The 14,786-nt window shown below is 41.3% G+C and carries 11 protein-coding genes; 7 read left to right on the plus strand and 4 right to left on the minus strand.

Annotated elements, in window-relative coordinates; all coding sequences use genetic code 11:
• Nucleotides 1-138: 138 nt before the first annotated feature.
• From A379_RS11715 to A379_RS11740, 6 genes are all read left to right on the plus strand, one after another.
• Complete coding sequence (locus A379_RS11715; RefSeq protein WP_051145197.1) at nt 139-1,389, plus strand: NAD(P)/FAD-dependent oxidoreductase; 1,251 nt, start codon at nt 139-141, stop codon at nt 1,387-1,389.
• Nucleotides 1,386-3,929, plus strand: a complete 2,544-nt coding sequence (nirB, locus tag A379_RS11720) for a nitrite reductase large subunit NirB (protein ID WP_040728266.1) — start codon at nt 1,386-1,388, stop codon at nt 3,927-3,929. The genes A379_RS11715 and nirB overlap by 4 nt, the downstream gene beginning before the upstream one ends.
• Before the next feature lie 60 nt (nt 3,930-3,989).
• Nucleotides 3,990-4,310, plus strand: a complete 321-nt coding sequence (gene nirD / locus A379_RS11725) for a nitrite reductase small subunit NirD (RefSeq protein WP_040728267.1) — start codon at nt 3,990-3,992, stop codon at nt 4,308-4,310.
• Between the two features lie 76 nt (nt 4,311-4,386).
• Entirely contained in the window at nt 4,387-7,083 is a 2,697-nt protein-coding gene (locus tag A379_RS11730) for a nitrate reductase (protein WP_040728268.1), read from the plus strand.
• An 87-nt stretch (nt 7,084-7,170) separates the two neighbouring features.
• On the plus strand, nt 7,171-8,562 hold the full coding sequence (cysG, locus tag A379_RS11735) for a siroheme synthase CysG (RefSeq protein WP_051145198.1): 1,392 nt from the start codon (nt 7,171-7,173) through the stop codon (nt 8,560-8,562).
• On the plus strand, nt 8,559-9,605 hold the full coding sequence (locus A379_RS11740; RefSeq protein ID WP_040728269.1) for a glycosyl transferase family protein: 1,047 nt from the start codon (nt 8,559-8,561) through the stop codon (nt 9,603-9,605). The genes cysG and A379_RS11740 overlap by 4 nt, the downstream gene beginning before the upstream one ends.
• Before the next feature lie 309 nt (nt 9,606-9,914).
• On the opposite strand, the gene A379_RS11745 is transcribed toward A379_RS11740, so the two are convergent.
• Both A379_RS11745 and A379_RS11750 read right to left on the minus strand, forming a co-directional pair.
• Entirely contained in the window at nt 9,915-10,214 is a 300-nt protein-coding gene (locus A379_RS11745) for a helix-turn-helix transcriptional regulator (protein WP_198525682.1), read from the minus strand.
• A gap of 169 nt (nt 10,215-10,383) precedes the next feature.
• Nucleotides 10,384-11,223: an MYG1 family protein gene (locus tag A379_RS11750; RefSeq protein WP_040728271.1), complete on the minus strand. Its 840-nt coding sequence runs from the start codon at nt 11,221-11,223 to the stop codon at nt 10,384-10,386.
• A 262-nt stretch (nt 11,224-11,485) separates the two neighbouring features.
• On the opposite strand from A379_RS11750, the gene A379_RS11755 reads away from it, so the two are divergent.
• Nucleotides 11,486-12,052 carry a hypothetical protein gene (locus A379_RS11755; RefSeq protein WP_040728272.1) on the plus strand — a complete coding sequence of 189 codons (567 nt, stop codon included), beginning with the start codon at nt 11,486-11,488 and terminating at the stop codon, nt 12,050-12,052.
• A gap of 148 nt (nt 12,053-12,200) precedes the next feature.
• Here the strand turns inward: A379_RS11755 and A379_RS11760 are convergent, their stop codons facing one another.
• Together A379_RS11760 and A379_RS11765 are read right to left on the minus strand one after the other, a co-directional pair.
• The gene (locus A379_RS11760) at nt 12,201-13,490 is read right to left on the minus strand and encodes a 6-phosphofructokinase (RefSeq protein ID WP_040728273.1); all 1,290 of its coding nucleotides are present in this window, start codon (nt 13,488-13,490) and stop codon (nt 12,201-12,203) included.
• Between the two features lie 106 nt (nt 13,491-13,596).
• Entirely contained in the window at nt 13,597-14,784 is a 1,188-nt protein-coding gene (locus A379_RS11765) for an HRDC domain-containing protein (RefSeq protein ID WP_040728274.1), read from the minus strand.
• Between the last annotated feature and the right edge of the window lie 2 nt (nt 14,785-14,786).

The following is a 14,786-nucleotide window of genomic DNA, read 5'->3' on the forward strand; positions in this document are numbered from 1 at the left end:
ATATTAATGACTTAAATTTAAATTACCCAAGTTGGCATTAAACTTGGTAATTATAAACAATATTATTTGACCTGTTGTCGGGTCGCACTGTCTAACACTGTGCCCGACGTTTATAGCTTTGGGCCCAAAAGGCTCACTATGAAACAAAATGAAAAACAGAAACTTATTTTGATTGGGTCAGGTATGGTAGGCGCGAGATTCCTCGAACGCCTTCTCAAAGAAGCTCCAGATACATTCGATATCCGAGTATTTAATAAAGAACCTAACGCGGCTTATAACCGCATTATGCTCTCTCCTGTTCTTTCAGGGGAACTCTCTGTTCCAGAAATCATGACCCATGATTATGATTGGTTTAAAAAGCACGCTATTCATTTACACACTGGCACAGCCATTTCAGAGATTGATTCAAGAAATAAAATTGTAATAACGGATTTGGGCGCAAGCTACGCTTATGACACGTTGATTGTGGCCACAGGTTCCGTGCCTTTCATTATTCCTGTTCCTGGTGCAGAGTTACCAGGCCTGGTTAGTTTTCGAGATATTCGAGATGTGAATTTCATGATTGATTCAGCCAAGGACAGGCAGAAAGCCGTCGTAATCGGCGGTGGATTATTAGGACTAGAAGCCGCTAATGGTTTAATTTCGCGAGGCATGGATGTCACCGTTGTGCACCGTAATGAAGTCTTGATGAATGTGCAACTCGATCGGGTTGCAGGGGGCTTGCTGAAAAAAAGCCTAGAGGCGAAAGGAATGAAATTCAAAATGTCAGCGAATACAGCTGAAATTTTGGGGAGTGAGCAGGTTTCTGGCGTTAAGTTTACAGATGGTTCCATAATAGATGCGGATCTTGTGGTCATGGCTGTGGGCATAAAGCCAAATGTCTCTTTGGGTAGACGAGTTGGTTTAGAAATAAACCGAGGCATTTTGGTCAATGACCAATTACAAACTTCCGTAAATGATATTTATGCTTTGGGTGAGTGCGTGGAACACCAAGGCCAATTATATGGACTGGTTGCACCTCTTTATGAACAAGCGCAGGTTCTTGCTGAACACTTGGTTGGAAAAGAGGCTAAATATCAGGGCAGTGCTGTTTCTACCAAGTTAAAAGTAACGGGTATTCACCTGTTTTCAACGGGTGATTTCAACGACTCACCTGATACAGAGTCTCTAGTTTATAAAGATTTAACTCAAAACATCTATCGCAAAATTGTACTTAAAAACAACCGTATAAAAGGTGCCGTTATGTTTGGTGATATTTCCAGTGCTAACTGGATATTTAAACAATTAGCAGAACAGAACGATATGTCAGCCTACCGAGATACATTGGTTTTTGGCGAAGGTTTTGAACCTTCGACAATTCAGAATAAGCAAAAGGAAAAAGTCGCATGAACAAGCAAAAAATAGTGGTAATTGGTAACGGTATGGTTGGTCACAACTTTATCGAAAAGTTGGTTGCTAGCGAAGGTTACAGCAATTTTGAAGTACACACCTTTTGTGAAGAACCGCGCGTTGCTTATGATCGAGTGTATTTATCTTCTTATTTTTCAGGTAAAACCGCCGAAGACTTGTCTTTAGTTAAACCAGGGTTTTATGAAAGCAATGGCGTCAACGTCTATATCAATGATAGGGCTGTTGATATTGATAGAAAGGCTAAAACGATTACATCGCAAAGTGGTGTATCGATTGAATATGACAAGTTGATTATGGCAACAGGATCCTATCCATTTGTGCCGCCTATTAGCGGCAATGATCGTGAAGGTTGTTTAGTTTACCGAACCATTGAGGATTTGGATGCTATGAAATCCGTAGCCTCCAAGGGAAAAGTGGGGGTGGTTGTTGGTGGCGGTTTACTCGGTTTAGAAGCGGCTAAAGCTTTGGTTGATTTAGGTTTAGAAACCCATGTAGTGGAATTTGCACCTAGATTAATGCCAGTTCAATTAGATGATGGGGGAGCAGCGCTTCTCAAACGTAAAATTGAAAACCTTGGTGTGACTGTCCATACATCGAAGGCTACCACCTTAATCACGGATGGTGAACACTGTATAAATAAGATGGTGTTTGCTGATGGTGAAGAACTTGAAACGGATATGGTGCTTTTTTCAGCGGGTATACGTCCACGTGATGATTTAGCCAAACAAGTAGGATTAGAGCTAGGACCAAGAGGTGGAATTCAAATTGATGACCAATGTAAAACCAGTGATGGCGATGTTTTTGCAATTGGTGAATGTGCCTTACATGGCGGCATGATTTATGGTCTGGTGGCGCCAGGTTATGGCATGGCGCAAGTTGTGGTAAATCAGCTTAATGCTGAACCTGCAAGTTTTACTGGTGCCGACATGAGCACTAAATTAAAACTGATGGGAGTGGATGTTGCGTCTATTGGTGACCCTCATGGAACAGATGAAAATGCGCTTTCTTACGTTTATGAAAATGGTCCAGAAGAGATTTATAAAAAAATTGTAGTGACTCCTGACGGAAAAAAATTATTGGGTGCTGTATTGGTGGGTGATGCGGAAGACTTTGGTAATTTACTCCAAATTATGCTCAATGATATGGACTTACCAGAGCATCCTGATGCATTAATTTTACCGAATAGAGATGGCTCAAGCGATAGCCTATTTGGGCCAGATGCTTTGCCCGAAACGGCACAGCTATGTTCGTGCTATAACGTATCTAAAGGCGACATTATTAATGCAGTGGAAGGTGGTTGTTGCACCATGAGTGATATTAAAGCCACGACTGAAGCAGGAACTGGTTGTGGAGGTTGTGTGCAACTGGTAACTAATGTACTAAACAGTGAATTAGAAAAACGCGGTGTTGAAGTCAATACCGATATTTGTGAGCACTTTGCCCATACTCGTCAAGAGTTGTATCACATTTGTCAGGTTGAAGAGATTAAAGACTTTGACACACTCATAAAAACTCACGGTAAAGGGTGTGGCTGTGAAGTGTGTAAACAGGCTGCAGGTAGCATCTTTGCCTCTTTATGGAATTCATACGCCTTAGAAGAGGACAAAATTTCCTTACAAGATACTAATGATAATTATCTCGGTAATATGCAAAAAGATGGCACTTACTCGGTAATTCCTCGCGTACCAGGTGGGGAAATTACGCCACAAAAGTTAATTGTACTTGGTGAGGTTGCCACTAAATATAAGCTATACACGAAAGTAAATGGTGGTCAGCGAATTGTTCTATTTGGCGCACAAATGAATGATTTACCTGCCATATGGAAAGAGCTTATTGATGCTGGTTTTGAATCGGGTCAAGCTTATGCTAAAGCACTGCGCACGGTTAAATCTTGTGTGGGATCAACCTGGTGTCGCTTTGGTTTAGATGATTCCGTCACTATGGCGATAGAGTTAGAGAACCGATACAAAGGCTTACGCTCACCACACAAAATTAAAATGGGGGTTTCTGGTTGTACGCGTGAATGTGCTGAAGCGCAGGCAAAAGATATTGGTTTAATCTCAACCGAAAATGGCTGGAACTTATTCGTGTGCGGTAATGGTGGTATGAAACCGCGTCATGCGGATTTGTTTGCCACAGAGTTGACTAAAGAAGAAGTGTTCAAGTATGTGGATCGCTTATTGATGTTCTACATTAAAACGGCTGACCGTTTACAAAGAACTGCCACGTGGATGGATAACCTAGAAGGTGGTTTAACTTACCTACAAGATGTGGTTATTAATGATTCACTTGGCTTGGGTGAAGAGCTAGAAGTGCAGATGCAAGCACTTCACGATACATATAAATGTGACTGGAAAACCGCGATTGAAAATCCTGAATTTACAAAACGATTCCGTTCATTTGTGAATGTTGAAACACCTGCTCCGCAAATGTTTGTGCAGGAGCGTGGCCAAATTCGTCCAGCAACGGAAGATGAAAAGTTGAAAGGTATTGCTGTTGAAATAAAGCAAATAGCCTAGTTTGTAATCCAATAGATATTTAAAGATTGACCAGGCCTGGTAGGTTAAAAGGAATAAGAAATGAGTGAGTTTATTAAAGTATGTATCACTGACGATTTGGTGAAAAATTCAGGTGTTGCCGCGCTTGTAAATGATGTTCAAGTGGCGTTGTTTTATTTAAACGGTGAAGTATTTGCCTTGAATAATTATGATCCCATTGGCAAAGCCTATGTTATGTCTAGGGGTATGGTCGGTGATTTAAGAGGTGAACTGATGGTTGCTGCGCCTTTACAAAAACAGCACTATAGCTTGCGTACTGGACAATGTTTGGATGTCGAAGGGGTGGTTATTCCTATTTATGAAACGAAAGTTGAAGACAATCAAGTGTTTATAAAGCTATAAATACAGTGGTTATAGCTTTATAAACAGAGCTCTATTGTGATTTTTTTACTGAATAACTTTTAAAGAAGACCTTTTTATGCCGATTTCAAATAACAAGACAATTCAAACAACTTGCCCGTATTGCGGTGTGGGCTGTGGTATGGAGGTTTCTGCAAAACCATCACAAAAGTTATCATCAAAATCAGGAGGACTTGAAGCCTTAGAGGTTAAAGTCATTGGTTCGGAGCTGCACCCAGCCAACTATGGTCGTTTATGTGTAAAAGGGAGTTCGGCTGGCGAAACCGTTGGTTTTGAAGGTCGTATGATGCAGCCACAAATTAACGGTCATGCGGTCAGTTGGAATGAGGCAACCACTATGGTGGCTAATAAATTCCAAAGCATCATTGCCGAGCATGGCCCAAAAGCGGTGGCTTTTTATGTTTCAGGGCAGTTTCTAACAGAAGACTATTACATCGCCAATAAATTGATTAAAGGGTTTATGGGGTCGGCCAATATCGATACCAACTCACGTTTGTGTATGGCTTCGGCTGTAGTTGGCTACAAAAGGGCATTTGGTTCAGATACGGTGCCTTGCACCTATGAAGATTTGGAAAAGACGGATTTACTGATTATTGTCGGCTCTAATACCGCCTGGGCGCACCCGATTGTTTACCAACGCATTGCGGCGGCAAAACGCCAACGTCCTGAAATGAAAGTCGTGGTAATCGATCCTCGTAAAACAGCAACCTGTGATATCGCCGATATGCATTTAGCGCTTAAACCGGGTAGTGATGCAGTGTTATTTAATGGTTTTCTGGCTCATATTTCTGATTCACCTGCGCTCGACACTCAGTATATTAATGAGTACACAGAAGGTTTTCAAAACGCGATTGCTAAAGCACAACAATTGCAAGGCTCTCTGCAAACTGTAGCTGAACAGTGCGAGCTGGATATGCAAGACCTTAAAACCGTTTACGATTGGGTCATCGAGACTCCCAAAATGGTGACACTGTACTCTCAAGGTGTGAACCAATCCTCGTCAGGAGTAGATAAATCAAATGCGATTATTAACTGCCACTTAGCCACTGGACGAATTGGTAAAGAAGGGATGGGGCCATTTTCGATTACTGGTCAGCCCAATGCCATGGGGGGGAGAGAGGTTGGTGGCTTAGCCAACCAACTTGCTGCGCACATGGATTTCAATAAGCCTGAAAATATCGATAAAGTTGCACGCTTTTGGCAAGCCGAAAACATGGCGCAAGAGAACGGTTTAAAGGCCATCGAGATGTTTGATGCGGTGGCGGACGGGCGCATTAAAGCCATTTGGATTATGAATACCAATCCCGTGGTTTCTATGCCCAATGCCGATGCCGTTAAAAAAGCCCTCAAAAAGTGTGAGATGGTCGTTGTCTCTGATTGTGTTCAAGATACTGATACCACTCAAGTGGCGAATGTTTTATTACCTGCGCTCACGTGGGGAGAGACCGATGGCACAGTCACCAATTCCGATAGAACGGTATCTAGACAACGTAAGTTCATGAACGGCCCTGAAAACGCCAAACCTGATTGGTGGATATTGATGCAGGTCGCGCAAAAACTGGGATATAAAGCGCAATTCAATTATCAGAGTGCGGCTGATATTTTTAGAGAACATGCCGAGCTTTCGGGTTTTGAAAATAACGGGTCTCGGGATTTTGATATCTCCCTTTTGGAGAATATGACGCACGGCGAATATTCAGCGATGCAGCCATTTCAATGGCCGCTAAATGCGAAACACCCTCAGGGTACGAAACGCATGTTTACCGATAATCATTTTTTTACAGCCAGTGGTAAAGCGCAGTTTATTGCCATTACCCCAAGAGCGCCTGTTTATCCTACATCTCCTGAGTTACCTTTTATTTTGAATACTGGCCGTATACGTGATCAGTGGCACACTATGACCAGAACGGCTAAGACGTCCAAGTTAATGGCCCATATCGACGAACCTTATATCTCGATTCATCCTAATGATGCAGAACAGTATGGGTTAACTGAAGGAGATTTATCTAAGGTGGAAAACAATTTAGGTAAATTCATCGGCCGAGTGAAAATAGACGAAGGCCAACGTAAAGGCAGTTTGTTTGTGCCGATTCATTGGACGGCTCAGTATGCTAGTCATGGTCGAGTTGATACGTTGGTTCAACCCGTTGGCGACCCATTATCAGGGCAGCCCGAATCGAAACATACTCCAGTTAAATTATCTTTCTACAAGGCTCAATGGCACGGTTTCATTCTAAGTCGAGAACCAATTAATACGGATGCTTTGGAGTATTGGGTCAAAATTAAAGGTAAACAATTTTATCGCTATGAAATAGCTGGAGAAAACAATCCTCCAGTAGACAATTCTGTCATCGATGCCTTATTGGGCATTGAAGGCGAAAAAGTAGAGTATTCTGATGTCGCAGGTCAACGTTACCGTGTTGCTAAAATTACCGATGGCCGATTACAGTCTGTTTTGTTTATCGCGCCGAGTACGGAGCTTCCGCCAAGAAAATGGCTTGGCAGTTTGTTCGCCGAAAAATTATTGGATGATAAAACACGTTTCAACCTATTGGCAGGGGGAGCTTCAGGAGCAAAGGATGAAGGTAAGACAATTTGTTCTTGTTTTGGAATTGGGTTAAATACCATCATAGAGACAATCCAAAAAAGTAAGTTAACCACGGTTGAAGAGATTGGTGTCGCTTTGAAAGCTGGCACAAACTGCGGTTCATGTTTGCCAGAGCTAACGGAGATTTTGGCAAAAGAATTAGATTAAAGGTGGTTATTAATACAGGGTCTGTAGCCATAACAATAGTATGTATTCATTAGTATTAAAAACGTATTCAAAGAGGAACTAGCCCAAGTGGATTATTTACCGATTTTCGTTAATATCAAAGATCAGCATTGCCTAATTGTCGGTGGTGGAGCGGTTGCGGCAAGAAAAGCGGATCTTTTCATCAAGTCTGGTGCGGTGGTTACGGTGATTTCACCCGAACTGAAAACCGAGATGAAATATCACCTTTCACATGGAAAAATCGTTTGGCAGATGGGCGTTTTTTCAGAAGACCTAATCCGTACCTTAACCAAACCAAAATATGTGATTTCGGCAACCGATGATGAAACCATTAATCAAGCGGTTTACCACTATTGCCAGGCGAATCAAATTCCTGTCAATGTCGCAGACCAAACGGAATATTGCGATTTTATTCTTCCAGCCATTGTTGACCGTGCGCCCATGACGATTGCGATTTCTACTGGAGGCCGTTCTCCCGTGTTGGCCAGAGTCATGAAAGCGCGATTAGAGGCTTTGGTTCCTGCGGGATTTGGTCGGTTGACGGACTTGGTTGGACGTTATCGTCAAAAAGTAAAAGATGCCATTTCAGAGCTAGATGGCCGAAAAGTGTTTTGGGAAAAACTGTTAGACAGCAGCTTTATTGATAAAACCGTGCAAGGTCGGATTGAGGAAGCTGAACAATACCTCCAAAAAGAGATTGAGCAGGTCGAAAAAACAGGGCAAGAAATTCCGCCAGGGGAGGTCTATTTGATTGGTGCTGGGCCTGGTGATCCAGATTTGATGACCTTTAAGGGCTTACGACTGCTACAACAAGCCGATGTGATTTTATATGACCGTTTGGTTGCGCCAGAAATTGTGGAGATGGCGAGGCGAGAAGCGGAACGTATTTATGTAGGTAAAAAAGATAAATGGCACAAAGTGCAACAAACAGACATTAGCCAAATGATGGTCGACTTAGCCAAAGAAGGTAAAAGGGTGGCGCGTTTAAAAGGCGGAGACCCATATATTTTTGGACGAGGGGCTGAAGAAGCGGAGGTACTGGTTAAAAATGGTATCTCTTTTGAGGTGGTTCCTGGGATTACCGCGGCGGCTGGTTGTTCTGCGTATGCTGGTTTTCCGCTCACCCACAGAGAGTTTTCGCAGTCGGTTTCTTTGGTTACAGGTCATCAACAAGCGGGTGCAGAAGGGATTGATTATGCCCGTTTAGCTCAGTCTGGCGATACAATGGTGTTCTATATGGGCATCAAAAACTCCGCAAAAATACAGGCAGGCCTGCTAAACCAAAATATGAATCCTGCTACGCCAGCCGCCATAATAGAAAAAGGCACGACTGCAGAGCAAAAAGTGACGTTTACCCGCTTGGATAGTCTAGCCATGACGATTGAACAAAATGATATTAAACCCCCAGCCTTATTGATTGTAGGTGATGTGATTAAGGTAAGAGAAAGATTACGCCAATGAATACCATTGAGAGTGAAAACAAGCCGTTTCAGTTTTATATTCAAACGATTGGCCGAGGCCAAAAAAGACGCAGAAGTCTCACGCAAAAAGAGGCGCGAGATGCCATGAGAATGATTCTTGCAGGCCTGGTAACCGATATGCAACTCGGTGCGTTTTTAATGCTGATTCGAGTACGTGAAGAAACGCCAGAAGAAGCGGCTGGTTTTTTACAAGCCATCAGAGAAACCTTGCCAAAAGTGGGGTGTGCTGTAGATATCGATTGGGGAAGTTATGCAGGGAAAAGACGTCAACTGCCTTGGTTTTTACTCGCTTTGAATCTTCTTAAAATCAAAGGCCACACAATATTGTTGCATGGTATGGTAGGGAATGAATCCTCTCGGCTTTATACTCAACCCGTGGTGGAAGCGTTGGGTTGGCCTATTGCGGATTCATTAGAAACGGCGAGCCAGCAGATTCAAAAACATGGTGCCTCATATTTACCGTTAGACTGTTTTGCCCCACAAATTAAAACCCTAATGAATACACGGGATGAACTGGGTTTACGCTCACCCATCCACTCCTTATCCAGAATGTTAAACCCGTTCAATGCCCGATTAAGTGTACATGGGGTTTTTCATAAGGGATATGATGATATTCACCAGAAAACGGCGAGTTTATTGTCCGACAATATGACCATAGCTTTTTGTGGTGATGGAGGGGAAGCAGAAGCTCGTCCTGATAAAAAAACCGAAGTTAAAGCGCTAGAAACCTGGTCTGAAAAAAGTCATCAAGGTGAAGAAATAACTCATCACCAGGCCTGGTCGTTTTATTTACCAAAAACATTTGTAAACGCCGATCCAACGGCTAAGTGCTTGGATATTGATGTATTGTTAGATGTTTGGCAGGGTAAACAACAAAATGAATACGGAGTGCAAACCGTGTTGCAAACCGTATCCATGGCATTGATGGCACTAGACAATTTGACGTTTGATGAAGCGATAGTGCAGTCTAAGCAACTATGGAATAGGCGTTTATTCAGTTCTAAAGGACAATACGCAATTTGAAAAATAAGCTGGTTAATCGATAAATTGAATAATCAGCTTTTGATAGTTAATAAATGCTTGAATTGTGCACCCGCTCCGCTACCAAATTTAAAAGCAAGGTATTTCATTCACTTGCAGTGTTTTTAAGCCTGGCTTTTTTATTGCCTAGCGATATCTGGTAGTGACACAACGAAAGCCTGTTCTGATTTAAGGAAACTTATCTTCAATGTAATGCGTTGTGGAAGTCTATTTGTTTCTAGGAGAGCACAGGGTAAGGTTAAGCTTGTGTCTCAAGTGAGAAATCTGTAATGTGTGAAGGCAAGGCCTTAATCAGTCTGTATGCTTTTGGTTCTGATGGAATGGCGGTAATCCAAATACGCGTTTATAGGCACGTGAGAAAGCCGCCTCAGATTGGTAACCTAAATTTTCAGCGAGATCAGGTAAAGAAACGGATGATTGCATGATTTTCATTCTGGCTAGCTGCATTCTCCACTCAGTTAGATATTGTTTTACCGATATCCCCATAATCTGCGTAAATCGTGCAGAAAATCCTGATCTAGACATACCAGCCTGTTCGGCAAGGCGATCCACATTCCAAGTAGCTCCAGGCTGGTTGTGAATTGCAGCCAAGGCTTTACCAATTTTCGGGTCTTTCAGCGCGCCTAACCACCCACCTTTAGCTTCGGTAGAGTTCTCCAGCCAATATCGTATCGCTTTAATTACGATGTAGTGGATACTAACCTAGCAGGCCTGCTAGGTTAGTGTTTTTTTATTTTTACGTTGTTTTAGTGAATATAATTTAATGACTTTTTGCCATGAAAAGAGCGCTTTCTAGACTAAGACTTACTGACATAAAGCCTGATTTATGGCAGAAGATGGTATCTGTTAGCCCTGTAACTTCATTCAACTCGGTATCCCGTAAGCCACGGAATCGTTGTGGAAGATGGTTTTCTTGACCGTTACAGTACACGCCAAATTGTTCTTCACTTCTTGGATACACGACACGTTTGATTTCTGGATGAGAGGTAATAAAGTCTTTAAACGGTAAGTTTTTATCTAAAACCAAAATACCATTCTCTACCGTTTTTGCGTAGCTCTCTAGTTCAACCACGACTTCAGCTTCTTTTATGGCAGCTTTAATGAAGTTATTAAGAATTTCAGTCGTAAACTCAATGGCTTTATTAAAGGCGATTTCTTGTTTTTCAGGTTCATCAGAAGATTCATTCATCATAGCAATGATTTGTGACACGGAAGGGCGCGGATCTTCTAAATACATGCCGTTATCGACAGCATCAATGTCGGCAATTAGTTTGTCATCGACCCACTGGGTGGCAAAATTAATTTCGTAATCACCTTTTAAGCCACGTTTTTCTAAAATGCGTTTAGCATAGTGGCGCCAAATTAAGCCAGCCGTAGCAAATGGAATACCGTTTTCACGCTCTTCAGTAAAGCTATTTTGGTGATGGTCAAAACGCAGTGTTTCAGGGTCGTATTCAGCACCTACATCTAAAACGATAGTGGCTTGTTTAATAATTTCTTCATCTCTGCTACGTGTGATTTGGTGTTGTTCAACCATCAATACCATTGAGATCGCAAAGACTTCGTCTGCATGAAAACGACCTGAGTGAGTTACCAGCATGAATTTTCCTTTTTATATTGTTCCTATTAGAGCAACTTAGCTCAATTTTTACTTGTTGTGCATTTTAACGTATTTGAACAATGAACACTTAAAAGCTCTTTGTGTTTATCAATCAAATAAAAGTGACCAGGCCTGGTAATTCATAAAACTGTCATTTATTTGTTACCTAATTTTTAAAATTGATTTTTAGAATACAGGCATGTTGTTTTGTTCAGTAGAGCGAAACTGTGACTATAAATTTAAAAATATTTAGGAAATTACTATGCGTTTAATCCCTCTATTTGCAACAGCTTTAGTAACGGCTTCAATTGCTCTCACTGGTTGTAACTCAACTGAAACTAAAACGGCAGAAACAAAACCTGCAGAAGTTAAATCGGCCGCTATGGCCTCTTCAATTACCTTGTTTGAAGCACACCATGAAGGGCGTATTAACCAGTTTTATGATCAAAAAACGTTTGATTCTTATATGTCTGTAGGTGAAACGGCTTACCGTTTAACGCGTATTGGTTCTGGTCCAAACGGTGAAACAGTTGTATTTGGTTTACCAAAAGCAGACAAGAAAAAAGGCGCTGAAACGCCTGCAGCAATGCTTTGGGATGGTAAATATGAAGTAACTTCTTTCTATGGCGAAATGTATAAGCACGGTCGTATCTATGTGTTTAACGAAAAAGCAGATATGGATTTTGTTCGTAAAATCGGTGAACCATCTTATATGTATACAGAGATTGGTGCTGGCCCTAAAGGTGAAACAGTTGTATTTGTTTTAAATAAAAACAATAAAAAGAAAAAGCCTGTTGAGCTAATGGCTCAGTTTAAATCTATGCACTAATTGATTTAAAATATAGTTTATTTCATTAACGCAAAAAGCCCGATTTTATATCGGGCTTTTTGCGTTAATGGGGTTTGATATTAAGAGGGATAACTCAGTCGGAGCTAAACTCAGTGTTAGTTTGTTTAATATAGTTAAACTAGCTACATTATTTTAAGGCTATAAATTTGCTTAACTGCGGTTTAACTACTTCAAAACTCAGCGGGGCAATATTAGGTAGCCCATTTTTAAATGGAGCGGTTTTTTCACCTTGTATAAGCGGTCTAATATAGTTTAAAGCTTCTTGCGTGATATCCATTCCATCTTCTGTGAGAAAGTGATCTGGAACTGTTTTTTCTAAATTAGCCACTTCTATTAATGATACGGTTTCAAATTCAAAACGGAAGGGATTGGCCGAGGTCATTTTGATAATAGGGAGTACACCGTGTTCACCTCTTAATGCCGCTTTTACTGCTTCTTCACCCGCTTGATAGGCCATTTGCCAATCAATTTCAGAAACTAAGTGACTGGCTGAACGTTGACAATAATCAGGGATGGCACAATGCGTTTTACTGTTTAGGTGTTCTCCAACAATATGCGCCAGTGTTGAACCCACTCCACCCAGTTGTACATAGTCTTTTTCATGGGTGTGTTCTATATTAGCAATAGAAATGTAGTCGCCATTCTCTTTTGTTAAGCCTTCAGAAACCGCACAAACACAATAACCTTTACTGGCAATCAGTTCATCAACTTTAGCCAAAAAGGCTTGTTGATTAAATTTACGTTCTGCGGGTAAAACAATTAATGGAACGTCTGGTATTACATCTTTTACCAGGCCTGCTGCAATCGTTAACCAACCTGTGTTTCTTCCCATCGCCTCCATAACAAAGAACTTGGTAGATGTTTGATGCATAGAGTAAATATCTAAGCTTGCTTCAATAAAACTGGTGGCTAGGTATTTAGCCGCACTGCCATAACCTGGGCTACAGTAAGAAATATCTAAATCATTATCAATGGTTTTTGCCACACCAACACAGGTTACTTTATGGCCATTGTGACAGCAGTATTCGGCCACTTTTTGTGCGGTAACCATAGAACCATTACCACCGTTATATAAGAAGTAACCAATCTCATAGGTTTTAAAAACTTCAAGCACTCGCTGATACTGCTCTGGGTTATGTTCTAAAGGGTCTAAATCAAAACGACACGCTTTAAACACCGCACCTGGTTGGTATTTCATCTGCTCAAGTGTTGCGGCTGAAATATCGCTTAAATCAACTAACTCTTCTTCTAAAACGCCTTTTATACCGTTAATTGCCGCGTAGGTTTTACCAAACGTTTCAGGATGCTTTTGGATGGTTTCAATAACGGCTGCGGCACTGGCGTTAATCACAGCGGTTACGCCGCCTGCTTGTGCATAAAGTACGTTTTTGGCCTGTTGCGGTTGAGCTGCATTCACGGTCAGATTCCTAATGATTAAAGTTGTTGTCTAAACGGTTGTAGAGAGTCGTTGTAAATGAAATTATAAATATAAAAAATAGGCTTAATATGGATTATTTATTAAATCACTTTGGTATCAAAACAACCTGTTGCTCTTGAATGATTAATTCTGCCTGGCCTGTGAGTAGGGCTTTTAAATTATGACCAATCAGTTGTTGGCGCCATCCATTAAACATCGGTTGTTCAGGGTTGCGAATCATTTTTAACAACTGTGTTTTGTTTATAAGGTGGCTCGCTACCATTTTATATTCGTATGCCACTTGGTGAATATAGGCATTGAAAAAATGCAGAAGAATCTCTTCTTGCTGGTTTTCTCTAGCATCTTTAGGGGCAGGAGTAGGGAAGCTCTCTGCTCCAGCGGCAAATACCGCATCAATCAGTTCAATCCATTGTTCTCCATAACCTTTTACGGATGAAGCTTTAATGCTTGGAACTTTATAAAGAGCTTGAACGGTTTGAGGTGGTCGTTTGGCGATATGTACAATGACCTCGTCACTCATGACCCATTTTTTAGGACGATTATGTTCTATGGCATATTCTTCACGCCACTGGGCAAGAGTATTAACTATGGCCAACCCTTTAGCTTTAAGCCCTTTTGTTCCTTTTACTTTTTCCCCTGCTGTTTGCGGGCAGGGTTTATAAAGAGATTCATTCAAAAGAGCATCACTGTCTTCTCTAGCGGCTTTAAGTTCATCAGAGCTTAACGCGGTTAAATATTTTTCATACAGCGGTGCTAAGTAACGCACGTCATCCAAAGCATATTCAATTTGCTTATCGGTTAAGGGTCTATGATGCCAATTAGTACGAGTTTGGCTTTTATCCAATTTGGTGTTGAGTTCATTTTCAATGACTCGAGCAAACCCCGCAATATCGCCATGCTTTCTAAAAATAGAAGCAATCTGTGTATCAAAAATAGACGCAGGCATTTTGTGTTGTAATTGGTATAACACCTCAATATCTTGGCGAGCAGAGTGAAAGACTTTAATTAATGAACTATCTGCTAATAAGTTCACTAGAGCATCCAACGGTTGGCTACTCTCACTGCTGTTTTGAATGGCGATTGGATCAATAATCGCGGCTTGTCCTAAACAGTCTTGTATCTGCACTAAGCTTAATTCTGGAAAATAGGTGTCAACACGCACAAATTCTGTGTCAATCGCAATCCATGTGATAGCGGAATTTGCTAGAATCTGTTGGCAGTAGTCATTCAGTTGTGATTCAGTCAGAATCGATATATAGGCTTGATTTGTCATAG

The organism is Thiomicrorhabdus sp. Kp2 (assembly GCF_000478585.1).
GTDB lineage: Bacteria > Pseudomonadota > Gammaproteobacteria > Thiomicrospirales > Thiomicrospiraceae > Thiomicrorhabdus.